Genomic DNA, 26,496 nt, shown 5'->3' on the forward strand with positions numbered 1-26,496 from the left:
GGTACACTAACGAATAGTGCACCAAGCAAAAAGGTGCCTTTGCACTCGTTGGGGGAATCACGTGGCGACTACGCAGGTGGAACGCAAGACCGAGCACCAAAAGGCGTCCGGGCGATCGCCGCGAGACAGCAAGCTGGTCACGATCCTTTGCGTGACGTTCTCGCTGGTCCTGTTCTTCGGCGGGCTCCTGCTGCTCGGGTACGCCTTCTCCTTCGAGGGCTTTGAGATCGTGACCTACCTCGGAGGAATTCTCTGCACGGCGCTGGGCGTGTTCAGTTCGTCAACGATCATCAAGATCATGGACGGCGCGTAGGGCGATCGGTCGGTCGACGCTACGCCGCGGTTTCGTCGCGCGTGGCGTCAATGAGCGCCATCATCGTGCGATGCAGGATCTGCAGTTCCTCGGGAGAGAGCCCGAGCTTCCGCATCATCGTCGGTGGAATCGACTCGGCTTGAGCACGAAGCGCTCGGCCCTCGGCGGTGAGTGCGATCGCGAGGCTTCGTTCGTCTCGTGGATCTCTCGATCGGGTGATCAATCCCATGGTGTCGAGACGTTTCACGAGCGGCGAGAGCGTGCCGGCGTCGAGCTGCAACAGCTGCTGCAATGCTTTGAGGGTGAGCGGCTCGTGCTGCCAGAGGGCGAGCATGACGAGGTACTGCGGGTGAGTGAGGCCCATCGGCTGCAAGACGGGTTTGTAGGCGGCGATCACACTGCGGGACGCGAGCGCGAGCGCGAAACAGACCTGCCGTTCAAGCGCGAGCGGATCGTCGACAGGTGAGTCCGTCATAAGTTCTCCGAGCGTTCGTGGTGCGAGGCAATACTACGGGGAGCGCCGGGAATGCCGCGAGCGCTATCGAGCGCGCTTCGGGAGTGGGTTCCCGGCAGGACGATCGAACTCGCAATGGCAACGTAGGCTCAATTCGTGGAATTCTCTCTTCGGCAAAGCACTCGGGACGACCTTCCCTGGTTGCTCGAACTTCGTGCCGAGGTACTGCGCGATGACCTCGAGCGACTCGGCCGCTATGACCCCGTTCGAGTTCGCCAGTGGATGAGCGACGTCTTCGATCCCGCACTGACGCAGATCATCGAGATCGACGGCGAATCCCTCGGTTCGATCACCGTTCGCCTCGACAATGGGGTGCGCTGGATCGAGCATTTCTATTTGCCGCCGAGCATGCAAGGACGAGGGATCGGCACACGAGTGCTCGACGCCGTGTTGCGCAAGCTCCTTGTCAGCCCACTGCCGGTTCGATTGAACGTTCTCCAGGGGAGCGCGGCACGCAGGCTCTACGAGCGCGTCGGCTTTGTCGTCGACACGGAAGACGAGGTCAACACGTTCATGACGCTTCGCAGGTCGTGACGCGTCGGAGTTCTTGACGCGTCGGGGTTCGTGACGCGTCGGGGTTCGTGAAGCGTCAGGGGTTCGTGAAGCGTCAGGGGTCGTGCAGCGATGGCCGGCCGAACGAGGCCGAGAACCAAAAATCCCCCGGCGCGAGGCACCGGGGGAAGCTGGCGGAGGATAGGGGATTCGAACCCCTGAGGGCTTGCACCCAACACGCTTTCCAAGCGTGCGCCATAGGCCACTAGGCGAATCCTCCAGGTTGGCGCGAGCGCCAATCGACAATACTAGCGAACACTTGAGGGGTGTGTTGCCGCACCTACCGGATCTTCGTGTTGAGGTCCCTGATTTCGCTGAGCGCCTGCCGATTCGGAACGCCCAGTTTTCGGATCGCACTGTACATATGCGACTCGACTGTTCGTACCGAAAGATATGTGACCTTCGCGATGCTTTTGTTGCTGAGGCCGCCTGCCGCCAACTGCACGATCTCGAGTTCTCTCGACGTGAGCTCCGCGGTCGAGGCCTCGCGACTACTGAATTCATTGCGTCGACGTCGAAGGTAGGCCCGAGCGTTGGTCCGGGCCCCGATCTCGGAAAGACTGCGCGCAAGGGTGACGCAGCGTTCGAAGAGCAGGTCGCTCTCCCTGATTGCCTGGTGTCGTCGAAGCACGACGGCGGCGTCCATGATTTCCCGATAGTTCTCGTTCGCGATTCCGGTGATGGCTCGCAGGAGTGCTTGCAGCAGTTCTCCCTCGACATCGAGATCTGACTCCTCGAGAGCGTTCAACGCCGCGCTCGCTTGTGGGCGGTCGCCGCTTGCGAAGTAGGCCGCGACGATTCGGGCCGGAACCGATACTCGACCGGGGCCGTCTCTCAGCTCCTGGGCGAGCGTCAAAACCTCTTCTGGCGTCGACTGGGAGCGTGCTGTGACGAGCAAGGAGATGTAGAAGAACAACTCGCCGACGGGGAGGGAATGGGGCGTGATGTGGACGGTCAGGCTCGAGTCGTTGCCCTGATTCTTGACCGTCCACGACTCCGGGAACCTCCCGGGTGCGACCGTCGACATCGCTTCGGGCGCAGAGAAGGGCCGTTGCAAGAGTTCCTTGGACGTATCGAACCAAGCGGAGGTGACGATCAGCACGCCAATCGCGGGAATATCCCGTTCGGCGGCTGCGCTCGTTGAGCGAAGGGCAATGGCGCGTTCCAGTTGCTCGAGATCCGAGACGCATCCGAACGCGCTGATCGCGGCGAGCACGCTCAGGATTTGCGTGCAGATCGCCCGCCAGGCTCCCGAGGCGACGATGTCCGAAGTTGAGTGCTCGAAGTACAGGTCGAGAAAGGTGTCCGCTGCCTTTCGAGCATCAGCGATTCTGCCGAGATGAAATGCGCAGATGATCCGCGTTTCGAGTCGATACAGACGTTCGCGGGGGTCGCTCGACTGCACGGATTCAGCGAGTTCGAGGGCCTCCTGGAAGCGTCCTTGACGAGCGAGCGCATGTGCCCGGAGCGTCGTGAGCAGTCCCGCCTGCAAGGGGTCGCTCTTCTCGATCGCTGCAATGAACGTCTCGTGTGAGCAGGAGCGAGAACTGCACGGGCGAAACACCGAATCCACGATGAGATCACGGACCCACGGTGGTGCATCCGCGAAATCAGGATCGGTGAGGAGTTGGACGACATGCTCATCGGTCAAGCGGTGATCGGAGGCGATCTCCTGGAGGAGAGAACTGACGATCGCCGGTGGTGGAACCGAGGAGCCAAGCGCTGCTCGCGCCATGGCCGAGGCGGGATTGCCTTCGCCGCGGCGAGTGAGCAGGCAGGACGCTTGGCTCAGAATCGCGGTGCGTGCAGCGCGACTGTGCGCCCCCTGGTTCGTGTTCGCGAGCATCCATCGAGCCGAGAGCAGCACTTCTTGCGGGTTGATCGTCCAGCCGTTCGCCGCATCCTCCGCGATCGCAATATTGACGGCCGCAACCACGGGATCATCGGTGAGGTCGCCCATATTGTGTCGAATCGCGATTCGAAGTGGCGTGATGAGCAGCAAGGCGTTGTGCACGATCTTGATCAGCCCGAGATTGACGAGAAATCCGATCTCCTCGTTCTCAATGACGAGACTCATTCGAGTGCGCTCGACGCCGTCGAGCATTGCGAGTCGGAGCAGCGTTTCTCGGCGAGAGGGCGAGAGAGATCTCATCAGGCCCCATGCGAGATCAATTGATCGGGCGCTAAATGTGCCGGCTTCGCTGGCGTACTCTAAAGGACCATTCGTGTACAGAGTCGCAAGGTCTTCTACGAGAGAGTCGATGAGCTGCGGGTAGCCTCCGGAATTCGCGGTAATCCACGTGCAATCCGGGATTGAAAATTTCCCCGGAGCGTAGCCAATTCTTTCGGCCGCTTCACCAATGTAGGCGTGAGATTCTTCCTCATTGAGTCGCGAAAGTTTAAAGGTCCTTGAATTCAATGTCTGGATCCGCACGATGAGGCGTCGTGAATCGTTTGCATTCAGCTGCTCTGTGTCGATGACGATGATCAATCGCACCGACTGCTGTGAAGCGAACTGCATGAGCAGGCCGACGTTCCTCGAGTCGAGGCGATGCGGATTCAGGACGAGCAGCGCCTGCGGGCGCTCGTCCTCCAGCAGAGTCTTGAGTGTCTGGAGCGATTCGCTCGAGGCGAGTGGGGACGATCGTTCCTCGAAGCCGAGATGGCTGACGTGCGGTTCCGTTGCGGCTGAGCCGAAGACCACGGATGCAGCGAACCCTTCGCCCTGGAGTGTCCGGAGCAGTGCATTGCCGAGTGTTTCAGTGCCGAGCGCTCTGGTCCCGTGAATGATGACGTGGGAGCCGCTGAGGAGCGTGTTCCTCGCTTCCGCGTAGATCGACGGTTGGCCGCCGGTTGCGTTGCGCTCCTGCATCATCGGGTCCCTTCCAGATCTTGCGAAACGGCGAGCCGTTTCAGTGGTGCTTGCGATGTGAAATGAAACTTCAGTGGTCTTGCGGTAAGACTCGTAATCGTAATCGATATTTCTGAGTAGTTGCGGCGAAAGAGCCGAATATCACCGTCCAGAAATGAATTCGCGGTTTCGTAATGTGCCCTTTTCTGGGGGCAAAGTTCAGTAGGTGTGATCTTGACGTCAGTGAAGCCTCAGTAGTGCTTCGGTAACCGTCAGCACAGCAGTTGCCTTCCAAATTCCTCGTGCGCTTTATCGCCGGTACGTTTCGACGAAAGGAACTCGTTCGCAAGGCAAAATTGCACCGCAATCTCCTTCGTACGGCGAGCTCCGTCGATTACAAAAAGGAGCTGTGCATGGAAAACCAGCAAAGACAACGACGGCGCGTCGTTGGAATGAGTGCGGTCGCGCTCGGGGTGGCCGGCGCGATGCTCGCGCCCCTTGCTGCCACCGCTGCGCCCGTGGTCTCGCAGGGGAACGGGAGGCTGCTCGACATCAGCGTGCTGCAGTCGGACCTCACCGACCTGCTCGCGGTGTTGAACGGCGCTGAAGCGATCAATGTCGACGCTTCACAGGAGTCAGTGGTCAGTAACACTCCGCTCGACGCGGAAGCGGTCGCATTCCTGATCGGGCTCCAAGCGGGCACCCTCAATCTGTTCGGTGACAACGGCGTCGTCCAACTCGGCGCGGTCGGTCAGTACGCGCAGGCGAACGACGACGGATCATCGCTTGCCTTCTCGGGAGCGGTTTCTGCGGCGGATGGTCTCATCGGAGTGGACACGGTCACTCCTTCTCCCTCTGTCGGAACACCGTTCAATGACGGCAGTGCTTCGGTCAGCTTGTCGACGGCGCAAATCCTGGGCGGGACGAACCTCGTCGAAATCGATCTGTCGACCGGCGTCCTGGCCTCGAGCGCTTCGCTCGCTTCGGATGGAACACAGGCGGGCGACTACGTCGTCGCTGATGTCGCGGTGACGGTCGGGGGCTCGCTCCTGACCAGCACACTCAACCTCGTGCGTCCAACGATCGACACGCTGCTGGCTGTCGTCAATCCGTTGATCGCGACTGATGTCGTCAACCCGATCTCGGCGGATGGCACCATCTCGATCTCCGAGGCGGAACTCGCGCTCGCGCTCGGGGTCACCTCGCTCAATGACGCACCCGTGAACACGAACCTGCTCGCAGTGCTCCCGACGCTCATCGTGAACCAACTGACGAACACCGTCACGGGATTGCTCGACCAGGTGCAGGCGATCGCGAGTGGGCTCGGGGTGACCGGCCTCGTCGTCAACACCGCGCTCACGACCGCCCGACTGGTCCTCGACCCTCTGCTGGCATCGCTCGCAGCAGATCTGGGAACTCCGCTCGGCGCGGCGATCGATGCGCTCGCTGCAGTTCGCATCAACAAGGTCACGACCACCGCGGACGAGTCGTTCGTGCAGACCGCGATGGCTATCGAGGTCGGCGCGGGTGGCAGTATCGCGACGGTCGATCTGGCGAGTGCTGCGGTTGGGCCGAACGCTGGTGAGGCGGCAATTCCGATCGCCGGGCTCGAAGCGCTCTTGATCGGGCTCCCCCTGGTGGGTCTGGTGGCGGCGGCCGTGTGGTTCGTGAACCGCCGGCGACTCCCGGCGCTCCGGATTGCGGGGTAGGTCGAGATGTGTGGCGGTGATGCGACGGGCGCAGCCACGACGGGCGTCCTCGCGATAACCGGCACCGTCGTGTTCGGTTGGCTGTTCCTGCTGGCGGTTGTGATGGTGGTTGGAGGCTTCGTGCTCTTCAGAATCGCGTATCGCAAACGAGCAGTGGGGGCGACCGAGTCAACCGTGCGGAACGAGTTGCTGTAACGAATACGGTGGCGGATACCTTCGGTGTCCGCCACCGTCCAGCACTGCTGTCAGGACGATCACGGCGAAGGAAAAGAGGTACGAGAATGGTCTCGGCTAGTGAATCTGCGCAGGCGCTCGCGTTCGTCTTGCTCGTCCTCTTCCTCGGCTACGTGGTGCTCATTCTCGTGCCGTTCCTGAAGCGGAAACCCAACGCGAGCGGCGACCCTGCCGCGTTCCAATTCCATGTCCTGATCGCTGCGCGTGATGAAGAGGCGGTCATCGGTGCGACGATCGCTCGACTTCGAGCGAGTTTTGCGCAGCTCCACATCTGGGTGATCGACGACGACAGCGACGACAAGACCGGCAGTATCGTCGCTGCCCTGCAACAGCGCGACGAGCATTTGCACCTGGTTTCGCGTCGACGGCCGAACGCTCGGATCGGCAAAGGTGAGGCACTGAACGCCGCGTACCGGGCGATGCGCGAATGGATCCCCGCAGAAGTCGACCCGTCCTCCGTCATCGTGCTCGTGATCGATGCCGATGGAACCTTGGCGCCGAACGCGCTCGAACAGGCGGCGGGACCGACCGCATTCGCTGATCCGACGACGGGTGCGGCGCAGGTCGCAGTCTGGATGTCCAATCGCGACGATCCGAACCCTCGGTCAGAAGGCGGCCGGGCAGCGAACGCGCTCGGCCGATACCTGGTTCGGATGCAGGACATCGAATTCCGCACCACGATCGCCGCAATGCAGTCGCTTCGAGGGCACACCGCCTCGGTCGGCCTCGGCGGTAACGGACAATTCGTCAGATTTTCGGTGCTGAACGAGATCGCCGAACGCACGGGCTCTCCGTGGCACGGCTCGCTCCTGGAGGACTACGAGCTCGGAGTGCACGTCATGCTCGCCGGCCATCGCACCGTTTACCTGCACGACACGCATGTGGAGCAGGAGGCCGTGCCGGTCTGGCGACGACTGCTCATTCAGCGGGTGCGCTGGTGCCAGGGCGGCATGCAGTGCACGCAATACCTTGGCGATATTTTTCGCTCGCGAAACTTCTCGAACGCCGGTGCGCTCGAGGCGACCTACTTCCTGCTCATGCCGTTCGTGCAACTGCTCGGAGTCGTGCTCTGGCCGACCGTGTTCATCACGATGGTCTCGCAGGGGGCTGCACGTTCAGGCAGTCTGCTCGCGTGGGCGGCTGAATCGTGGTGGCTGCTCCCGCTCATCGCGCTGACCGGAATCGTGCCCTTCGTCCTGTGGCCGGTGATCTACCGGCGGCAGTGCGCCCCGGAGGCGAGCGTGTGGAAGACCCTCGGCTGGAGCCTCGGCTACTGGGTGTACATGTATCAGACCTACATCTGCGTGGTCCGGGCGCTCTGGCGACTCATCACTGGGAAGAACGGCTGGGCGAAGACTCGCCGCAATGCGGAACGCAGTCATCTCGCGACGGTGGAGGCATGATGACGACGACGCAGGCGAGTGCCGTTTCGGCTCCGAAGGAGAGCACCTTCCGGAGCCATCCGGTGCTCGCGCTCGTGCTGGTCGCAGCGGCAGTCGCCATGATCGTGCAGCAGCAGGCGTTCCGTGAGTTCGAGGCGACGTTGATGGCGCCACTGCTGCAATTGGTGCTCGAGGGCAATACGGTCCCTGTCGGGACGGCGATCACCATCGGCATCGGCACGGAGGACGTGACACGACTCGTCATCACGTCGCTGTGTTCGACCCTCGTGCTCTTCGCACCGCTCCTGATCATTGCGGGGCTCATTCTGCTCATGCCGAAGTTCTCGGTCGGACGGATCGCCTCCGGACTCGCTCTCTCGATCGCGATCTCGGCGCTGGCGAACCTCGGTCGTTATGCCATGGCGGCGTTCGCGATGCAGCAGGGCGGCATGGTCGCGTTCGACATCGTGCACCGGTGGATCGGATCGCTCATGGTGATCTTCGCGTTCGCGTTCGCGCTGTTCGTGCTGGTCCGAATCGCCACCAACGGTCGCTTGCGGTCTCGCCGTGTTCCTGTTCCTCAAGCGAGTGCTGCATGAATCGGGCGCGCGTGAACGCTTCGCAGGTCGTCCGCTGGCACCGCGTGGTCGTCGCCATCATCGGTGCAGCGCTCATCGGCGGCCTCTCCGCCTGCGCCTCGGTTGCGGAGGGCGCAAGCACCGCCCAGAGTGTCGGTGACTGCTTCGATCTGCGGCAGGTTGAAGAGGTGTGGGCGGCCAGTCCCGGCAATCCTGCGGTCGAGTGCGACGGCTCGCACACGACCGAGGTCTTCCAGGTGGGGGAGCTCGAAGGGTGGGTCGAGGCTTCATCGCAGCGCCCCTCTGATCAAACGCTCCTCGCGCTGAGCGATGGGCTCTGCGAGGTTTCGGTCCTGCGCGCATATATGGGCGCGGCGGTCAGCGATTCTCTCGCGGGAATCAGTGTCCGGGCCTCGTTCCCAGATGCCTCGGCCTGGGCAGAGGGGGAGCGTTGGTACCGCTGCGATGCCGTCTCGATGGCCGAGGGCGTGCCGGTCGACGCACCGATGTCGGTGTTCGAGATCATGTCGACCGCCGAGTCCGCGCAGTACCGGGTCTGCTACGAGAAAGAACAGCCCGAGAACGCCCTCCACCTCGGTGCAGAGCAGGTCTCCTGCGCCGATGCCCACACTGTGCAAGACGTCAACGGGTGGATCGACCCGAGTCGAGTGCCCGTTGATGAGGCCTCGATCGAACGGATCTGCACGCCCTACGTGCTCGCCTTTCTCGGAGTCACCGAGGTTCCCGACAATCTCGCCGTTGGGGGAGTCGTCGTCGGTTCTGGCGCGTTCGCCTTTCGTTGCGTGATCGGGGGTGAGCCCGTTGACGGATACGACTTTGTCGTCCCGGACCGAGGCTGAGGAGCGTGAGCGCGCCGCTGAGCACGCGATGACCCGCACCGATGAGGCCGCACCCGAGCACGCGATCGAAGCGCAGGGCATCAGCGAACACGCGGTGACGACTGAAGGTGATCACGAGCGTGCTGCTGAGCAGTCGAAGCGGGCGCGTGGGGCGAAGCCTGCACGACGGGCCTTCGGGCCGATCGTTGCCGCGGCTCTTCGACCGCGAGCGAGCGAATTTCCGGGCGCGAACTGGCTCCTCGGGATCATCGTCGGGCTCGGTGCTGCCTGCGCGCTGTTCCTTCGCACCCTCGTTCCAGTGCCGCTCGGCCTCGCAGATCAGGGAGACGGCCAGCAGTTGCTGTGCGGGCTCGGCGTTGCGAGCGGGCGGAGCGCTGACGCCGATCAGTACAGCGGATTTCTCACCACCGCATGGACCCCGTATCAGTGGTTCGCCGGCACCTGTCCCGAGCAGCTCAACGCCTCGAGTTCGACGCTCGTGTTCTGGGGCGCGAAACTCCTCACGCCGCTGGCTGGATGGGGCGAGGGGCTCGATACGCGCGGGATCGCGCTGATTTCCATCGTGATCGCAGCGCTGTTGATCGGTGCCTGCGCCGCTTTGCTGCCCGGGCGTGCGATCTTCCGCGTCATCGTTGCGCTTCTCATGACGATCGTGCTCGCAGACTCGGCGTTCTCGAACTTCTTCGTCTCCTCATATTCGACCACGTTCGCAATCTTGGGATTCTTGGCCATCGTCGTTGCGTTTCAGGTGCTCTGGCGTGATGGGCTCCCAACACCGGGACGATTCCTCATCGCCGGAATACTGCTCGCGTTCGCTGTGACGAGCACCGGACACATGGCGGCGGTTCTGCCGGCGGTCGCGTTCGGGCTGCTCGTGAAACCGATTCGGGCCGGCGGCAGATGGTTTGCACACGGGAGGCGATCCACGTTCGTCGAGGAGGTTCGCATCCAAAAGGCGCGTCGGGTCTCGCGAGCACTGATCCGCCGAATCCCTGCACTCGTGGTGCTGCTGGCGCTGACGGGAGGTGCGGCTGCGCAACTGGCGACCGTTTCGCCGCAATTGCACGAGACGATGCGGTACAACATCGTGTTCCTCGACCTTCTGCCGCGAAGCTCCGACCCAGAAGCCGTGCTGGAGTGGTTCGGGGCCGATCCTGCACTCGCATCCTCGAGCGGCATTCCTTTGGGGGCCGAGAATTCTGCGGTGCAGCACGAGTCGTACGCCGAGTTCACTGCGCTCGTGACGCCGGAACAGATCGCAGGATATGCGGCGAGTCACCCCGAACAGATCCCGATGCTCGCCGACCGAGCGATGACGGCGGTCACCCAGATCAATGTCCGGTACCTCGGCAGCCAGACCGAGGCCGCGAACCCCGAACCGTATGCGGTCGACACCAGGTGGGTCCTCATCTCCGAGTGGTTCGGAGTGCTCTACCGCGGGTTCCCGCTCCTGGTCGCCGCGGTGCTCGCAATCGCGCTCTGCTTCGGAGCTGCGATCTCCATGCGCCCGTGGATCGCGTCCGGTGCACGAGCCCTCGGCGGATCGACCGTCATCCTCGTGTTGAGCGCGGTGTCCTATGGTGCCGCCGTGGTGGTCACGCAGAGCGGATCGGAGCTCGTGCGACACATGATGCCGGCGACGTTCGCGCAGTGGCTGCTGCTCCCGGTCGGGGTCGCCCTCGTGATGCTCTTCTTCGATGCGGCTCAAGCTCGAACGAGCGAGAATCCGTCGGGTGTTGCGGGTTCTTCGCTCGCCCCACAATTTCGGTGACCGCGAACCTTCGTCACTCGATGGAACGGAACGTATCCATCAGCACCGCTTCTCTCTAGGCTTGAGCGCGTGACGACACGACTCTTTATTACTTCAGCCGAGGGCCATGCAGGAAAATCGATTGTCGCGCTCGGGGTCGTAGAAACCCTGAGCCGCACGGTCGCGCGGGTCGGCGTTTTCCGGCCGGTCGCGCGCTCGTCGAGCGAACACGACAGCGTGCTCGACATCCTCCTTGCGCACGACGCCGTCCATCTTTCCTACGACGACGCCATCGGCACGACCTACGAGCAGGTGCACGACAACCCGGAGGCGGCGCTCGCAGAGATCGTGACCCGGTTCAAGGCGATCGAGTCCCGTTTCGACGCGATCGTGATCGTCGGTTCCGATTACACCGATGTCGGGAGCCCGACCGAGCTCTCGTTCAATGCGGCCGTTGCCGCGAATCTCGGTGCACCGGTCCTGCTCGTGCTCGGCGGCGTCGATCCCGATTCGGGATCGCCCCGCACACCGGCGCAAATGCGTCAGCTCGCCGAACTCACCATCCCTGAACTCCGTGACAGCCACGCGACCCTCATCGCAGTGCTCGCGAACCGTGTCGAAGCCGACTCGCTGCAGGAGGTCGAGTCGACCCTCCGCGAAGAACTGCCGGGTCTTCCCGTGTGGGCGATTCCCGACGACCCGCTGCTCTCGGCACCTTCGGTCCAGCAACTCTTCGACGCCACCGACGCCGAACTCATTTCCGGCGATGCCGGGCTGCTCACGCGCGAGTCGCTCGGCACCGTGGTTGCCGGAATGTCAATGGAGAACGTGCTCGACCGGCTCATCGAAGGCGGCTTGCTCGTCGTCCCCGGTGACCGCGCCGACGTCGTCGTCGGGACTCTGCTCGCGCAGCAGTCCGACACCTTCCCGAACGTCTCTGGCATCGTGCTGAACGGTGGTCTCGATCTCCCCGAGAGCGTCCAGCGCCTCCTCGAAGGGCTCAATCTCCCGCTTCCGATCGGCAAGAGCCCGCACGGCACATTCGACACCGCAAAGCGCATCGTGCAGACCCGCGGTTCTCTCGCTGGCTCGCAGCGCAAACGCGACACCGCGCTCGCATCCTTCGACCAGCACGTTGACGCAGGCGAACTGCTCGGGTTGCTCGAGGTCGACCGCACGACCGTCGTGACGCCGCTCATGTTCGAGCACAGCATCGTCGATCGAGCGAAGTCGTCACTGCAGCACATCGTCCTCCCCGAAGGATCCGACGACAGAATCCTGCAAGCCGCGGCGACCATCGAACACCGCGGGATCGCAACGCTCACGGTGCTCGGCGAAGAGCAGGAGGTCCGCGCTCGCGCAGCCGAGCTCGGCCTCGATCTGGGCGGCGTCCGGATCCTCTCGACAAAAGACCCGGAGCTCTCAGAGAAGTACGCGGTCGAGTACCAGCGAGTGCGAGCCCACAAGGGGGTCACCCTCGATCAAGCCCGCGACGTCGTCACCGATGTCAGCTATTTCGGCACCATGATGGTGTTCCTCGGCGATGCAGACGGCATGGTCTCTGGCGCCGCGCACACGACCGCGCACACGATCCGTCCATCGTTCGAGACCATCAAGACGGCCCCAGGGGTCAAGGTCGTCTCCAGTGTCTTCCTGATGGCGCTTGCAGATCGCGTTCTCGTTTACGGCGACTGCGCAGTCATCCCCGAGCCGACTGCAGAAGAGCTGGCTGACATCGCGATCTCGAGTGCCGCGACCGCACAGAATTTCGGCATCGAGCCGCGTGTGGCGATGTTGAGCTACTCGACCGGCGATTCAGGTTCGGGCGCAGACGTCGAGAAGGTGCGTGCAGCCACCGCTCTCGTCCGTGAGCGCGCGCCGGAACTCGCTGTCGAAGGTCCGATTCAGTACGACGCAGCTGCCGACATGACCGTGGCCGCAAAGAAGATGCCCGATTCCGCAGTTGCCGGTCGCGCGACCGTCTTCGTGTTCCCCGACCTCAACACAGGCAACAACACGTACAAGGCGGTGCAACGAAGCGCGGGTGCGCTCGCAATCGGGCCTGTCCTGCAGGGGTTGGCGAAGCCGATCAACGATCTCTCTCGTGGTGCGCTCGTCGACGACATCGTCAACACGGTCGCGATCACCGCGATCCAGGCGCAAAGCGAGGCGCTCGGGCAAGAGGTTCCGAAGACCGCGACGACCGAAGGAACGAACGAATGAGCAGTGTCTTTGTCGTCAACGCGGGCTCCTCGTCGTTGAAGTACCAACTGATCGACCTCGACTCCGGGAACGCGCTCGCAACCGGGCTCGTCGAGCGAATCGGCGAAACCCGCGCGGTCGCGAAACACACCGATGACATCTCCGGCGAGACGTTCAACGTCGAGCGAAGCATTCTGAACCACACCGACGCAGTCTCTTGGGCGCTCGCCGCGTTCGAACAGCACGGGCCGTCGATCGCAGACTCCGGGTTGATCGCGGTCGGGCACCGAGTGGTTCAGGGCGGTTCGCGGTTCGACGGTCCAGAAGTCATCACGCCGAGTGTTGTTTCGCAGATTCGCGATCTCAGCCCGCTCGCGCCGCTGCACAATCCTGCGAACCTGCTCGGTATCGAGGCTGCGCAGATCGCGTTCCCCGACGTTCCGCACGTGGCGGTCTTCGACACCGCGTTCCACCGTTCCATGCCAGCCGCCTCCGCGCTCTACCCGATCGACCGAGCGACTGCCGAGGCGAACCGAATCCGGCGGTACGGCTTCCACGGCACCAGCCACGAGTACGTGAGCAAGCGGATCGCGGCCCTCGAAGCCAAGCCGCTCACCGAGACGAATTCGATCGTGCTGCATCTTGGCAACGGTGCTTCCGCATGCGCGGTACGCGGGGGAGCGAGTGTTGACACATCGATGGGCATGACCCCGCTCGCTGGCCTCATGATGGGAACACGGGTCGGCGACATCGATGCCGGGATCGTTTTTCACCTGGCTCGCGTCGGTGGGCTCTCGCTCGACGAGATCGAAACACTGTTGAACAAGCGCTCGGGCATTCTCGGCCTCGCAGGCCTTGGCGATATGCGCGATGTGCAAGCATCTGCAAACGCAGGTGTCGTTCAAGCGAAAGAAGCGCTCGACGTCTACGTGCACCGGGTTCGCCACTATCTCGGCGCCTATCTCGTCCAGCTCGGTCGCGTTGACGCGATCGCGTTCACTGCGGGCGTCGGTGAGAACTCTGACGAGATCCGACGCCGCGTCATGCTCGACCTCGAGGGCTTCGGCATCGAAATCGACGCGGCCCGAAACTCCGCTTCGGAGCGGGGTGAACGCCGGATCTCCACCGATGATTCGAGAATCGCGGTCTACGTCATTCCAACCAACGAAGAACTCGAGATCGCGCAGCAGGCAGCAGCCGCCGCAGGGATCTAGGTATACTGTTCTCGGCTCCCCGCGTGGCGTCATCCAGGCCAATTCCCCCAGGACGGAAACGTAGCAAGGGTAACCGGGCTCTGGCGGGTGCGCGGGGAGTCCTCATTTGTCACCGGTGATGGCTACCATGGGTGAATGGTCGCAGCCCTCTACCGCCGGTATCGGCCAGACACCTTTGCAGATCTCATTGGTCAGTCGCACGTCACCGATCCACTCCGCGCCGCACTCCGCGCCGATCGCGTCAATCACGCCTACTTGTTCTCCGGCCCTCGCGGCTGCGGCAAAACCACGAGCGCGAGAATTCTCGCTCGCTGCTTGAACTGTGCAGAAGGCCCGACCGACACTCCCTGTGGCGTGTGCGACAGCTGTGTCGATCTGGCAACGGGTGGCAACGGCTCGCTCGACGTCGTAGAGATCGACGCCGCGAGCCACAACGGTGTCGACGATGCGCGAGACCTCCGCGAACGTGCATTCTTCGCACCATCGCGCGACCGTTTCAAAATCTTCATCCTCGACGAGGCGCACATGGTCTCGTCGCAGGGGTTCAACGCACTCCTCAAGATCGTTGAAGAACCACCGGAGCACGTGAAGTTCATCTTCGCGACCACCGAACCAGAGAAGGTGCTGCAAACCATTCGGTCTCGCACGCACCACTACCCATTCCGACTCGTCCCTCCGGCGACCATGCTCGCCTACGTGCAGCAGCTGGTCGAGTCCGAGCAGGTCACGGTCGAGCCGGGCGTTCTTCCGCTCGTGATTCGAGCTGGTGAAGGCTCGGTTCGAGACACCCTCAGCCTGCTGGACCAGCTCATCGCAGGGAGCGAAGACTCGAAGGTGACGTACGAGCGTGCAGTGGCGCTGCTCGGCTACACCCACATTTCTCTTCTCGACGCGATGGTCGATGCGCTCGCGGTCAACGATGCTCGCGGCGTCTTTTCTGCGCTCGACGACGTTGTCCAGTCCGGGCAGGACCCACGTCGATTCACAGAAGACCTGCTGGAGCGTCTGCGCGATCTCATCATCGTCGCCGCGTCGAGTGACCCCGGGTCGATTCTCCATGGTGTCCCGAGCGAACAGCTCGAAGTCATGCAGCGGCAGTCTGAGAAATTCGGCCCGGTTGAACTCAGTCGCTGCGCAGACGTCGTCAGTCACGCGCTGAACGAAATGACCGGCGCGACCAGTCCCAAGTTGCTGCTCGAACTCATGGCAGCGCGTTTGCTTGTTCCCGCGAGCGATGACAATGCGCGCGGAACGCTCGTGCGCGTCGAACGACTTGAACGCCGGATCGGAATTTCCGGTGATTCCTCTGCGCAGTCGAACCCGGCGCCAGCAAGCGCAGCGGTGAGCAGCGCGACTCCTCCCGCGACCCCACAGCCCTCGGCGACGAATGCGCCTGCGGCACAAGCCTCGGGGTCACCGGCCTCGAAGGCACCGAGCCAAGCATCTTCGGCCTCGAACTCGGCACCCGCTGTGACGAGTCGGCCCGCGGCAGAGCAGACTGCGGTTGAACCGGCTCGCTCGCTCGCACCCGCAGTGGCTGACACTGCGACCGAGCGCGAGGTTCCTGAGGCAGCGGGACCGGCGGAATCGCAGCCCGTGGGGTCCACGTCTGCGCCGGCCGAACAACCCGGAGCAGCGGTCGCTGCTGCACCGGTCTCCGAGCAGCAGTTCCGGGACTCGTGGCCAGAGGTCCTGGCCCAATTGCAGGCCCGCAGCAACAACACCTGGATGATCGTTTCGCAGATCGAGGTGCTGGGTTTTCGAGACAGCATCTTGACGCTCGGGTTCCGGAGCGCAAAAGACGTCCAACTGTTCAAGGACCGGAAGCCCAACGAGACGAGCAAGAGCGATCATCTTCGCTCCGCGATCCGTGCGGTGCTCGGTATCGAAGTGAAGTTCGTGGCACGTGAGCTCCCGAACGCGCGGGTTCAGCACGGTACGCGTGAATCGGCACCGCCACCCGCGGAGCCGGCGTCTTCGGGGTCTCCCCGGAACACTGCGAATACTCAAGAGAGCACCACCTCGTCTGCAACGGCAAGGAACGCCTCGGTGGCTGGGGGCCATCCCGCAGCAACGCCGAATTCGGGAACGACGTCATCCTCAGGGGGAATGTCGTGGGAGGTCGCGCCCATTCCGAACGACGACGATGCGCCGCCACTGGACGAGCCCGAGTTCGACGTGCCGGAGTTCGATGTCCCGGAGCACAGCTCCCCGGAACACAATGCGCCGCGAGACCAGGCGCCGCGTGCCGACTTAGCGCATGACCAAGAGGTGCCCTCCAACGTTTCGCAATTCCGCTCGAAGCACGCGGCCGAGCCCGAAGCGCCCTCGACGGCGCCCGCACCCAACCTGCGCTCCCGCACGATGCATCCCGCGACGGGATCGATGCCGATCATTCGCCAGCAGGCTGCTCCCGTTGACGATGCGGTCGTCGCCCCTGCCAAGGGGAGCGCGCCACTGGCAGCGACCGCTCCACAGGAGTCGGCTCAGCCAGGGTCGTTCTCGCCTGAGCCAGTAGCGCCTGAACCAGTAGCGCCTGAACCAGTCGCGCCTGAACCTGTCTCGCCTGAACCAGTCGCGCCCGAACCCGTCTCGCCCGAGCGAGAAACGCCAGGTTCGCCGCAGCCAGAGAGCACTCCGGAGCACTCGGGCGAAACCAGTGACGCCCCGTCTGATACGCAAAGATCTGCGATCGCCGCGTGGTCGAGCTTGCCCGCGGAGGCATGGGCAAGCGCACCCGCGCCGGTCGAAGACGAAGCAGAAACGGCTCGTGCGGCAGCAGCCGAGGCCGAAGCGAACCCGCCCGAGCCCGTCGTTTCTGCTCCTACTGCGACCCAGGTCCACGCAGCCCTCGGAGGCAATGATCGGGGTCGCTATGGCGAGGCCGTGATCCGCGAACTGCTCGGTGCAGAATTCATCGAAGAGATCGAAGCGGAACGCCCCGTAAGTCTCATGCAAGACATCCCAGACGGAGAGCGCTAACCATGTACGACGGAATCGTCCAAGATCTCATCGACGAATTCGGTCGGCTCCCGGGAATCGGCCCGAAGTCGGCGCAGCGAATCGCATTCCACATCGTGCAGACGCGCTCATTCGACGTCTCGAAACTCTCAACGCTCCTGCAAGATGTGCACGAGAAGGTGCGTTTCTGCACCGTGTGCGGCAACGTCGGCGAGCAGGATCTTTGCGTGATCTGCCGTGATCCGCGTCGGAGCCCGGCCACGATCTGCGTTGTCGAAGAGCCAAAAGATGTCGCCGCGATCGAACGCACCCGCGAATTCCGGGGTCTGTACCACGTGCTCGGAGGAGCGCTCAATCCCATGAAGGGAGTGGGCGCGGAGCAGCTGCGCGTCTCCGAACTGCTCTCGCGGCTCTCCGACACCACGGTGAAGGAGGTCATTATCGCAACCAACCCGAACGTCGAGGGAGAAGCGACCTCGACCTACCTGATCCGCACCCTGCACCCCTTGGGTGTCCAGGTCTCGAGGCTTGCGAGCGGTCTGCCTGTTGGTGGCGATCTCGAGTTCGCCGACGAGATCACGCTCGGTCGGGCCTTCGAGGGCCGCCGCTCTGTGTCGGGGTAAGTCACCCACTTTTTCTGCGGAACATGCGGACAACTACACTGAAACAGTTGCCTTCATTTCGTCTTTACCCATCGGGAGCATCGTGAGTCTCATCGTGCAGAAGTTCGGCGGTTCGAGTGTTGCCGACGCCGAGAGCATCAAGCGGGTTGCGAAGCGCATCGTCGAAACCAAGAAAGCCGGTCACGATGTGGTTGTCGTCGTCTCGGCGATGGGTGACACGACCGATGATCTGCTCGACCTCGCCAACGAGGTCGTGCCCGGTGTATCCGGTGGTCGCGAACTCGACATGCTGTTGACAGCGGGTGAGCGTATCTCCATGGCGCTGCTCGCGATGGCAATTCGTTCGCTCGGTGCCGAAGCGCTTTCGTTCACAGGCAGCCAGGCCGGAATGCTCACCGACGCGCAGCACGGTCAGGCTCGCATCGTCTCCGTGACTCCCGGTCGTGTGCAGGCCGCTGTCGATCAGGGAGCGGTCGCGATCGTCGCGGGATTCCAAGGGTTCAACAAGATCACCGGCGACATCACAACGCTCGGTCGTGGCGGATCAGACACCACTGCGGTGGCACTCGCGGCCGCGCTCGACGCTGAAGTGTGCGAGATCTACACCGACGTCGACGGGGTGTTCACGGCAGATCCGCGCATCGTGCCGATGGCGCGAAAGATCGACCGCATCACGAACGAAGAAATGCTCGAACTCTGCGCTGCCGGAGCAAAGGTGCTCTATATTCGTGCAGTCGAATATGCCCGACGTCACGGCGTGACGTTGCACGTTCGTTCGTCGTTCTCGGGGCTCCCGGGCACGATCGTGTACGACCCGAAGAATGGAGACCCGGTGGAAGAAGCACTCATCACGGGGATCGCGAGCGACCTCTCCGAGGCAAAGATCACGATTGCCGGTGTTCCCGACGTGCCAGGCAAGGCAGCGCAGATCTTCACGATCGTTGCCGCCACGAAGGCGAACGTCGACATGATCGTGCAGAACGTTTCTGCGGCGTCAACCGGCGTGACCGACATTTCGTTCACTCTGCCGAAGTCCGAAGCGCAGCAGGTGCTTGAAGCACTGAACGAGAACGTCGATGCGATCGGTTTCGAGTCGCTCCTGCACGACGACCAGATCGGCAAGATTGCGCTCGTCGGTGCTGGAATGCGCTCGAACTCGGGAGTCTCCGCCGAGCTGTTCCACGCGCTCCACAAGGCGGGAATCAACATCGAGATGATCTCGACAAGCGAGATTCGCATCTCCGTCGTGACCCGCGCAGACCAGGTCGTCGACGCGGTACGAGTCGTGCACGAGGCGTTCGGTCTCGACGGCGACACGGAAGCCGTCGTGTACGCAGGAACAGGAAGGTAGCTCATGGTTTCCATTGGAGTTGTTGGAGCTACGGGTCAGGTTGGCGCCGTCGTACGTCGGCTGCTCGAAGAGCGCGACTTCCCGGCGACGGAAGTGCGTTTCTTCGCATCTGCACGCTCAGCAGGAAAGTCACTGAGCTTCCGCGGCCAAGACATCGTGATCGAAGATGCGGCGACCGCTGATCCACGCGGGCTCGACATCGCGATTTTCTCGGCCGGTGCCACGACCTCACGTGCGCTCGCGCCGAAGTTCGCCGACGCGGGAGTCACGGTCGTCGACAATTCCTCTGCTTGGCGCATGGATCCCGATGTTCCGCTCGTCGTGAGCGAAGTCAACCCCCACGCGATCGCGAGTGCGGTCAAGGGCATCATCGCCAACCCGAACTGCACGACGATGGCGGCAATGCCAGTCCTGAAGCCGCTCGACATCGATGCCGGGCTGACTCGCTTGAGCATTGCCACGTACCAGGCCGTTTCCGGCAGTGGTGTCAAGGGCGTCGACGAGCTCGGCGGCCAGGTCCGTTCCGCGCTTCCGCAAGATCCGGAACGTCTCGCGCACGATGGCAGTGCGGTCGATTTCCCCGCGCCGAACGTCTACACCGACACCATCGCATTCAATGTCCTGCCGCTCGCGGGCAGCATCGTTGATGATGGCGAAGACGAGACCGACGAGGAGAAGAAGCTCCGTAACGAGAGCCGCAAGATTCTCGAGCGTCCGGAACTTCGCGTCTCGGGCACCTGCGTTCGAGTCCCTGTGTTCTCGGGTCACTCGCTCGCAGTGCACGCTGAGTTCGAGCGCCCCTTGACCCCGGCACGTGCGAAGGAACTGCTCGCGGACGCCCCGGGCGTCGAACTTGCAGACGTCCCGACGCCGCTCCACGCTGCTGGCAAGGACGCGAGTTTCGTCGGCCGCATTCGAGTCGACCAGGCGGCACCGCTCGACCGAGGCATTGTCATGTTCATCTCGAACGACAACCTGCGCAAGGGTGCGGCACTCAACGCGATTCAGATCGCCGAGCTGCTTGCTGAGCAGCGTCAGCCGGTCACCGACTAACTGATTGCAGCAACGGCCGGGCTCGTGTTCTTCACCGCCCGGCCGTTGTTCCGTTCTCGCGGTCCTGCAGCACGGCAAGATCGAAACCGTTGCAATCAGTGCGATCGAACCGTTCGAGGTCGTGACCACGAATCGCCATTCCGGTGGCTTGTTCTGGGTCTGTCGAGAGCACGACCCTGCCAACTCCGTTGATCAGCGTGAGATTGTTTGCGATTGCGGCCATCGGCTCGACGAGCGAGCCCTCGACCGTGTCGACGAGCACGTCAATCGCGGTGACGCCGATGAAGCGGCTCTCTTGAATGACGGGTGCCGCGACGGTCACGGTGTATTCGTCGCTGCACAGATAGTCAACGTACGGGCCGGCGACGTGGATCGCCCCGGTTGTGGCGGGCACGCGGTACCACTCGAGTCCGCTGTAATCAATGTGTTCCTTGTTGACGCTTTGGCTGGCGAGCACGAGTTTGCTGTGCTGCGGGCCTTGCCACCATGCGAGATGGCTTTGCGCATCCGTTAAAAAATCAATTGCGGCGATGAAGCCCGCGCCGTGCAGCTTGATGCCCGTGAAGTTGAGCGCCTCTTTTGCGAAGGGTTCGATCAGGATGTCGAGCCGGGCGGCGGTGAGGGGGGCGACCGAACTCGCGACTCGGATGTTGTGGGAGATTCGTGGGGTCAGCTCGTCAAGAAGTGTGAACGCCTGCCCGAAATAGTCGCAGACCAGCGCTCCAGCGCGCTCGGTGGCGCTCGTTGTCTTCTGCATCGGAATCTCCATCGCTCCGCGGAGAACTGGTATCCGCTCTTCGTCAGTGTGCCGCGATCAGCTGGCCGATTGCAAGCGAATCAGTGCACTTGCAATGATTCCCGACATCGTTTCCACCGCAGCCCGTGCGTTCGAGGGATCACCGCTCGCGAGAGCATCGATCATCGCGGAGAACGCACGCGCAAGTCGTTCTCGGTCGTCGGGGTTCTCGTCGATCAGGGTGAGATACGGGGAGAGTTCTGCCTGCACACGCATGTGCTCGCGGCTCAACCGCGGAGATTGGCTGAGGGCGGAGAGTTCGATCTGGGCGTCGTCGTAGATCCGCCGACGAGTCACCGAGTCGACCTCTTCGGCGTGCAGGATTCGTGAGCGCAGCATCTCGATCTCGCTCTCTGCGGCCCGGGTTGCCGCGAGTGCTGCACAGGATCCGGCGACCGCTGCAAAGTGCGCGAGAAGATCGCGAATCGCGAGTCGAGACTGTTGTTGGAGCGATTCGCGAGCGAATTGCGCGGGGTCGGCGCCCTCTGCAACAAAACTGCCGCCCGAGCGACCGCGCTTCGTGACGATCAGTCCGCGTTCGCGGAGCGCGTTGAGTGCTTCGCGAGCAGTCACAGGCGCGACACCGAGCGACTTCGCAAGGTCTGCTTCTGGAGGCAGCTGTTCATCTGCGACGAGCACGCCGGACTGGATCGCTTCAGCGATGCGGCGCTCGACCAGTTCGGAACGCCCTTCGTCGCCAATGGGCCGGAAGACGGCGCTGTGCAGCCGCGTCGGTGTGTTCGTCCCTGAACGTGCGTGTGGAGCAGACATCGCCATTATTCTCTCGCATTTCAGGGACGAGGCTTCGTTACCGCAACGTATCCGAAAACAACCGAAACACGCTTGAAACTAAACCTACGGAACTATAGGTTTAGTTTCAATCTCGAGACGCAGTTGTTTGAGGAGTCGATGCATGGTTGAGGTCACGCCCACGAAAACCCCCACCCGTTCATCCTCCGGAGAGCGCCGTGCCGGAGTAGAACTCGCTGGAGTAACGAAGACCTTCGGCGAAATGACTGCCGTCGATTCCCTTGATCTCCAGGTGGAGTCGGGGGAGTTCTTTTCGATGCTCGGGCCATCGGGCTCCGGAAAAACGACAGTCCTCCGGCTGATCGCGGGCTTCGAGGAAGTCACCAAGGGGACGATCCTTCTCGAAGGCAAGGACGTCACACGTGCTGCACCTTTTGATCGCGCGGTGAACACGGTGTTCCAGGATTACGCACTCTTTCCCCACTATTCGATTGCTGAGAATGTGGCCTACGGGCTGAAGGTTCGAGGCGTGAACAAGAGCGATCGCGCCGATCGCGTGCGTCGCGCACTCGATCAGGTGCGTCTGGGCCACCTCGCCTCCCGACTTCCGCACCAGCTCTCCGGCGGGCAGCGGCAGCGCATTGCGCTCGCCAGGGCGCTCATCCTCGAACCGAAGGTGCTGCTTCTCGACGAGCCCCTGGGTGCCCTCGACAAGCAACTTCGTGAAGAAATGCAGATCGAACTGAAACAGATCCAACGCGAAGTCGGCATCACCTTCGTCTTTGTCACGCATGACCAAGAAGAGGCCTTGACTCTCAGCGACCGGGTTGCGGTGTTCAATCAGGGGCGCATCGAGCAGATCGGGACACCGAACGAGGTGTACGAGTTCCCGACGACAGAATTCGTCGCCGGGTTCCTTGGAGTCTCCAACCTCATTCAGGCCCGGCAGCTGCCCGACTTCGCAGGGCCGGACTCCCTCTTGAGCATTCGTCCAGAGCGGGTGCGGCTCATCGCGTCGAACCAGGCTGCGCATGATCCAGAAACCGCACTTCGCGGCGTGATCGCCGAAACCGTCTACACGGGCCGGAGCACTCGCTTCATCGTCGAGACCGAACCCGGTATCCGAGTCATTGCAGAGCGCCAGAACGACCACCACCCCGGCGGCGGCGCGAGCTTTGCGCGAGGCGATTTCGTGCAGGTCGCATGGACCAAAGACCATGCCGCAGTTGTTCCTCAATCCCTACCCGCAGCACCACTTACACACCAGGAGTAGATAGTGAAAAAACAGCACCTTGCGCTCCCCGCGGTCGTTGCCGCAGCAGCGCTCATGCTCTCCGGCTGTAGCGCCGGAGATGAAGAAACCAATGGCGGCGATGGCGGCCTGAGTATTGATGTTCCAGATGTGCCGATGCTCGAAGAGCTCGGCGAAAATGAAAACGAAGTCAACATCGTTGCTTGGAGCGGGTTCGTCGAACCTGCCTGGTCCGACGAGTTCACAGAAATCACCGGTTGCACGGTCAACCGTCGCGTTGCAGGAACAAGCGACGAAATGGTTACGCTCATGCGCACGGGCAACTATGACCTCGTTTCGGCTTCGGGCGATGCGAGTCTGCGCCTGATTGCCGGTGGCGATGTTGCCCCAATCAACATCGACCTGATCGAGAATTTCGGCGACGACATCGTGGAGGGCATGCAGGGCCAGGTCTACGACACAATCAATGGGAAGAGCTACGGCGTTCCGATCGGTCGAGGCGCGAACATCCTGCAGTACAACACCGAGGTCGTGACGGAGGCGCCAACGAGCTGGGACGTGGTCTGGGAAGACGACAGCCCGTACGCAGGGAAGATCATCGCGTATGACGCCCCGATCTATATCGCGGACGCAGCGGTCTACCTCATGACCCACGAGCCTGACCTCGGCATCACGAACCCCTACGCCCTTGACGAAACCCAGCTTGATGCTGCGATCGAACTCTTGAAATCACAGAATTCGATCGTCGCAGAGTACTGGGCCGACCCGGTCGCGCAGATCACGTCGTTCACCAGTGGAACCAGCGTTGTCGGAACGAGTTGGGAAGTGCTGCGCAAGCTCAGCGAGGACGAGCGATTCGAAGGGGTACTCCCTGAAGAAGGCTCAACCGGTTGGTCCGACGCCTGGATGATCTCCGCCGAATCGAAGAACCCCAACTGCGCGTACCAGTGGATGGACTACACGAGCTCTGCAGAGGTGAACGGCGCGATTGCCATGAATTTCGGTATGGCTCCGGCGAACGCGGCATTCTGTGAAACCAGTGACGAAGCAGCTGCACACTGCGAGGACTACCACGCAACGGACGAGGAGTACTTCAAGAACGTGTGGTTCTGGACGACACCACTCGAGCAGTGCGTTGATGGTCGCACCGATGTTCAGTGCACTAATTTCCAAGACTGGACGAACGCCTGGCTGACGGTGAAGGGCTAAGCCCCACGCGCTCCAGTTCGAAGCGGCGGAGTGCGATGCTCCGCCGCTTCGAATGTCCATCGACTACCAAGGATCATCATGACCGTCAGCACCGATGCACCGAAACCCCCGCGGGTGCCTGCGCCAAAGGCAAAGCCGCTCTCGAGCACGCTGTACCGGCGCCCGAAGACGCAACTCGCGAGTCTGCTCGCCCTCCCGATGCTCTGGCTCGTCGGGGTTTACATCTTCTCGCTCGTGATGTTGCTCATCACCGCGTTCTGGACGATCGATCCGTTCACCTCGAAAGTGAAGCCAGGGTTCACCTTTGACAACTTCGTGATGATTTTCGAGAACTCCGCGTACCTCGCCACCTCGTTGCGAACACTCGGGATCGCAGTTGCGGTGACCGTCCTCAGCATGGTGTTTGCGATACCGCTCGGGATTTTCATGGCGAAAGTTGCATCGCCCTGGCTCCGCGGTGTGCTTGCGATCGCGATCACCCTGCCGCTGTGGGCGGGATACCTCGTCAAGATCCTTGCAATGCGCATCACGTTCTCCGATACCGGATTCTTCAACTGGGTGCTTGAGCCGATCGGGATGACCGGTCCCGGTTTCGGTCCGTTCACCGTGGTGCTCACGCTCACCTACCTATGGTTCCCATACATGGCGGTTCCCGTTTATACGGCGATTCGACAGATTCCTACGAACCTGTTCGATGCGGCCGCAGATCTTGGCGCGAAGGGTGGTCGCACGATTGCGACGGTCGTGATGCCACTGCTGAAGCCGGCCTTGATCGCAGGCTCCGTGTTCACGTTCTCTTTAAGTCTCGGCGACTACATTGCGGCCAAGTTCGTCGGGGGATCAACACAGATGATCGGCAGCATCATCGCCTCGAACATCAATCTCAATCCACCGATCGCGGCGGCGTTCTCTGTCGTCCCGATTGTCTTTGTCGTCGTGTATTTGCTTGCCGTGCGTCGCACGGGAGCGCTTGAGCGGATGTAGGAACCATGCTTCGACTGACTCGAACTTCGAAAATCGTCCTCGGCCTGATTGTCGTGGTGGTGCTCGCGTTCATGTACATCCCGCTGTTCATGGTGATCGTGAACTCATTGAATGTGGCACGGATCGCTACCTGGCCGGTCTCCGAGTTTTCGCTCGAATGGTGGGTGCGGGCGTTCGAGAGCGAAGCGATCCGACAGGCCCTCTTGAATTCGGTGCTCGTCGGTGCTGGGGCGACCGTGATCTCGCTCATTCTCGGAACGCTGTCGGCGTTTGCGCTGCAACGGTTCGCGTTCTTCGGGAAGCAGACGGTGAACCTGCTGGTGGTCCTCCCCATTGCACTTCCCGGGGTGGTGACGGGTGTAGCGCTCAGTAACACCTATAACAATGTGCTTGAGCCGATCGGAATTCAGCTCGGCTTTTTCGGTCTCATCGTGGCGCACGGAACTTTTTGCATCGTCATGGTGTTCAACAATGTGTTCGCGCGTTTGCGTCGCATGAACCCGAATCTCGAAGAGGCTTCAAAAGACCTCGGCGCGGGGTTGTGGCAAACGTTCCGCTACATCTCGTTTCCGCAGTTTCGAAGCGCCTTTATCGCAGGAGCGCTCTTGGCATTTGCCCTCAGCTTCGATGAGGTCGTGGTGTCGATCTTCACCGCCCCGCCGGGAGTTGACACGCTGCCACTGTGGATGATGAACCAGATGGCGCGGCCAAACGAAGCGAACGTCGCAAATGTTGTTGCGACCGTGGTGATTCTGTTCTCGCTCATTCCCGTGTGGGTGTCCCATCGGATGTCGCGAGCCGACAACGACTGACGAGGGTCGCGTCGCGGTCGCGGCACTTCGGGAATGTCGCGGCACTTCGGGCATACAGAAAGGCCCCGACGCGGAATGCGCCGGGGCCAACTGCAGAAGGTATTCAGGATTGCGTTTCGTCTTTGTGTTCTTCGACGAAGTGTTCGGTTGCTTCTTCCACGTCCTGCGCAAGGTTCAAGCTCGCGTCAGATGCGGTTGAGGCTGCATTCTGCACGGCCTCTTGCACGTTGTGCACCGTGTCGCTGACACGATCCGCAACAGTGTGGCTTGCGTCGACAACGTGTTCTGAGACGTCCTTCGCGAGCGTGGAGGCAGTATTCACGACTGCATCTTTCGCTTCACTCGCTCGAACGCCAGCCGAAACCGCCGCGCCGCTGATGTCAAACCCGGTCTTCTGTTCGATCCAGTGCTTCGCGTCTGCTGCTGCGCCACCGATCGAATGACCTGCCGATGGGAGTGCATCGCCGATCGATTCTGCTTTGTCTTTCGCCCAATCTGCGGCGTCACTCAGTTTGTCTTTTGCATCATCTGCGATTCCCATTGATT

23 protein-coding genes, 1 tRNA gene and 1 other RNA gene are annotated in these 26,496 nt (G+C 62.2%); 19 read left to right on the forward strand and 6 right to left on the reverse strand.

The window, feature by feature from the left end; translation table 11 throughout:
- Positions 1 to 151 precede the first annotated feature (151 nt).
- On the forward strand, positions 152 to 313 hold the full coding sequence (locus tag U2H20_RS10625) for a hypothetical protein (protein ID WP_430592256.1): 162 nt from the start codon (positions 152 to 154) through the stop codon (positions 311 to 313).
- Between the two features lie 19 nt (positions 314 to 332).
- Here the strand turns inward: U2H20_RS10625 and U2H20_RS10630 are convergent, their stop codons facing one another.
- The gene (locus U2H20_RS10630) at positions 333 to 788 is read right to left on the reverse strand and encodes a MarR family winged helix-turn-helix transcriptional regulator (RefSeq protein WP_430592257.1); all 456 of its coding nucleotides are present in this window, start codon (positions 786 to 788) and stop codon (positions 333 to 335) included.
- Positions 789 to 923: 135 nt separating this feature from the next.
- Here U2H20_RS10630 and U2H20_RS10635 point away from each other — a divergent pair, with 135 nt between their 5' ends.
- Positions 924 to 1,361 (forward strand): N-acetyltransferase family protein, encoded by a 438-nt coding sequence (locus U2H20_RS10635; protein ID WP_430592258.1) that lies wholly within the window; start codon positions 924 to 926, stop codon positions 1,359 to 1,361.
- A 150-nt stretch (positions 1,362 to 1,511) separates the two neighbouring features.
- Here U2H20_RS10635 and U2H20_RS10640 read toward each other — a convergent pair.
- Together U2H20_RS10640 and U2H20_RS10645 are read right to left on the reverse strand one after the other, a co-directional pair.
- Positions 1,512 to 1,599 (reverse strand) — tRNA-Ser (locus U2H20_RS10640).
- A 60-nt stretch (positions 1,600 to 1,659) separates the two neighbouring features.
- A complete protein-coding gene (locus tag U2H20_RS10645; protein ID WP_430592259.1) occupies positions 1,660 to 4,254 on the reverse strand; it encodes a helix-turn-helix transcriptional regulator in 2,595 nt (864 codons plus the stop codon).
- A gap of 389 nt (positions 4,255 to 4,643) precedes the next feature.
- On the opposite strand from U2H20_RS10645, the gene U2H20_RS10650 reads away from it, so the two are divergent.
- The 13 genes from U2H20_RS10650 (at position 4,644) to U2H20_RS10710 (ending at position 20,147) form a co-directional block, all read left to right on the forward strand.
- The gene (locus U2H20_RS10650) at positions 4,644 to 5,939 is read left to right on the forward strand and encodes a choice-of-anchor G family protein (RefSeq protein ID WP_430592260.1); all 1,296 of its coding nucleotides are present in this window, start codon (positions 4,644 to 4,646) and stop codon (positions 5,937 to 5,939) included.
- A gap of 6 nt (positions 5,940 to 5,945) precedes the next feature.
- Positions 5,946 to 6,134 (forward strand): hypothetical protein, encoded by a 189-nt coding sequence (locus U2H20_RS10655; protein WP_430592261.1) that lies wholly within the window; start codon positions 5,946 to 5,948, stop codon positions 6,132 to 6,134.
- A gap of 86 nt (positions 6,135 to 6,220) precedes the next feature.
- Positions 6,221 to 7,576, forward strand: a complete 1,356-nt coding sequence (locus U2H20_RS10660) for a glycosyltransferase family 2 protein (RefSeq protein ID WP_430592262.1) — start codon at positions 6,221 to 6,223, stop codon at positions 7,574 to 7,576.
- Positions 7,573 to 8,154, forward strand: coding sequence for an exosortase S (gene xrtS, locus U2H20_RS10665; protein ID WP_430592263.1), 582 nt, complete (start codon positions 7,573 to 7,575; stop codon positions 8,152 to 8,154). Before U2H20_RS10660 ends, xrtS begins: the two co-directional genes overlap by 4 nt.
- Positions 8,151 to 8,993, forward strand: coding sequence for a septum formation family protein (locus U2H20_RS10670; protein WP_430592264.1), 843 nt, complete (start codon positions 8,151 to 8,153; stop codon positions 8,991 to 8,993). Before xrtS ends, U2H20_RS10670 begins: the two co-directional genes overlap by 4 nt.
- Complete coding sequence (locus tag U2H20_RS10675; protein WP_430592265.1) at positions 8,956 to 10,764, forward strand: hypothetical protein; 1,809 nt, start codon at positions 8,956 to 8,958, stop codon at positions 10,762 to 10,764. The genes U2H20_RS10670 and U2H20_RS10675 overlap by 38 nt, the downstream gene beginning before the upstream one ends.
- Before the next feature lie 69 nt (positions 10,765 to 10,833).
- A complete protein-coding gene (gene pta / locus U2H20_RS10680) occupies positions 10,834 to 12,966 on the forward strand; it encodes a phosphate acetyltransferase (protein WP_430592266.1) in 2,133 nt (710 codons plus the stop codon).
- On the forward strand, positions 12,963 to 14,159 hold the full coding sequence (locus U2H20_RS10685) for an acetate/propionate family kinase (RefSeq protein ID WP_430592267.1): 1,197 nt from the start codon (positions 12,963 to 12,965) through the stop codon (positions 14,157 to 14,159). Before pta ends, U2H20_RS10685 begins: the two co-directional genes overlap by 4 nt.
- A 10-nt stretch (positions 14,160 to 14,169) precedes the next feature.
- An RNA gene (gene ffs / locus U2H20_RS10690) (signal recognition particle sRNA small type) lies at positions 14,170 to 14,266 on the forward strand.
- A gap of 28 nt (positions 14,267 to 14,294) precedes the next feature.
- Complete coding sequence (locus U2H20_RS10695) at positions 14,295 to 17,141, forward strand: DNA polymerase III subunit gamma and tau (protein ID WP_430592268.1); 2,847 nt, start codon at positions 14,295 to 14,297, stop codon at positions 17,139 to 17,141.
- Positions 17,142 to 17,143: 2 nt separating this feature from the next.
- Positions 17,144 to 17,743, forward strand: a complete 600-nt coding sequence (gene recR / locus U2H20_RS10700) for a recombination mediator RecR (RefSeq protein ID WP_430592269.1) — start codon at positions 17,144 to 17,146, stop codon at positions 17,741 to 17,743.
- Between the two features lie 82 nt (positions 17,744 to 17,825).
- A complete protein-coding gene (locus U2H20_RS10705) occupies positions 17,826 to 19,094 on the forward strand; it encodes an aspartate kinase (RefSeq protein ID WP_430592270.1) in 1,269 nt (422 codons plus the stop codon).
- Positions 19,095 to 19,097: 3 nt separating this feature from the next.
- Positions 19,098 to 20,147, forward strand: coding sequence for an aspartate-semialdehyde dehydrogenase (locus tag U2H20_RS10710; RefSeq protein ID WP_430592271.1), 1,050 nt, complete (start codon positions 19,098 to 19,100; stop codon positions 20,145 to 20,147).
- Positions 20,148 to 20,178: 31 nt separating this feature from the next.
- Here U2H20_RS10710 and U2H20_RS10715 read toward each other — a convergent pair whose 3' ends face one another.
- Complete coding sequence (locus U2H20_RS10715) at positions 20,179 to 20,904, reverse strand: cache domain-containing protein (RefSeq protein ID WP_430592272.1); 726 nt, start codon at positions 20,902 to 20,904, stop codon at positions 20,179 to 20,181.
- Between the two features lie 57 nt (positions 20,905 to 20,961).
- Positions 20,962 to 21,714: a FadR/GntR family transcriptional regulator gene (locus tag U2H20_RS10720; protein WP_430592273.1), complete on the reverse strand. Its 753-nt coding sequence runs from the start codon at positions 21,712 to 21,714 to the stop codon at positions 20,962 to 20,964.
- 142 nt (positions 21,715 to 21,856) lie between these two features.
- On the opposite strand from U2H20_RS10720, the gene U2H20_RS10725 reads away from it, so the two are divergent.
- From U2H20_RS10725 to U2H20_RS10740, 4 genes are all read left to right on the forward strand, one after another.
- Complete coding sequence (locus U2H20_RS10725) at positions 21,857 to 22,966, forward strand: ABC transporter ATP-binding protein (RefSeq protein ID WP_430592274.1); 1,110 nt, start codon at positions 21,857 to 21,859, stop codon at positions 22,964 to 22,966.
- Positions 22,967 to 22,969: 3 nt separating this feature from the next.
- On the forward strand, positions 22,970 to 24,154 hold the full coding sequence (locus tag U2H20_RS10730; RefSeq protein ID WP_430592275.1) for an extracellular solute-binding protein: 1,185 nt from the start codon (positions 22,970 to 22,972) through the stop codon (positions 24,152 to 24,154).
- Positions 24,155 to 24,232: 78 nt separating this feature from the next.
- A complete protein-coding gene (locus U2H20_RS10735; protein ID WP_430592276.1) occupies positions 24,233 to 25,138 on the forward strand; it encodes an ABC transporter permease in 906 nt (301 codons plus the stop codon).
- 5 nt (positions 25,139 to 25,143) lie between these two features.
- Complete coding sequence (locus U2H20_RS10740) at positions 25,144 to 25,950, forward strand: ABC transporter permease (protein ID WP_430592277.1); 807 nt, start codon at positions 25,144 to 25,146, stop codon at positions 25,948 to 25,950.
- Between the two features lie 103 nt (positions 25,951 to 26,053).
- Here U2H20_RS10740 and U2H20_RS10745 read toward each other — a convergent pair whose 3' ends face one another.
- Positions 26,054 to 26,491: a hypothetical protein gene (locus tag U2H20_RS10745; protein ID WP_430592278.1), complete on the reverse strand. Its 438-nt coding sequence runs from the start codon at positions 26,489 to 26,491 to the stop codon at positions 26,054 to 26,056.
- Between the last annotated feature and the right edge of the window lie 5 nt (positions 26,492 to 26,496).

Source organism: Humidisolicoccus flavus (assembly GCF_045689595.1).
Classification (GTDB): domain Bacteria; phylum Actinomycetota; class Actinomycetes; order Actinomycetales; family Microbacteriaceae; genus Humidisolicoccus; species Humidisolicoccus flavus.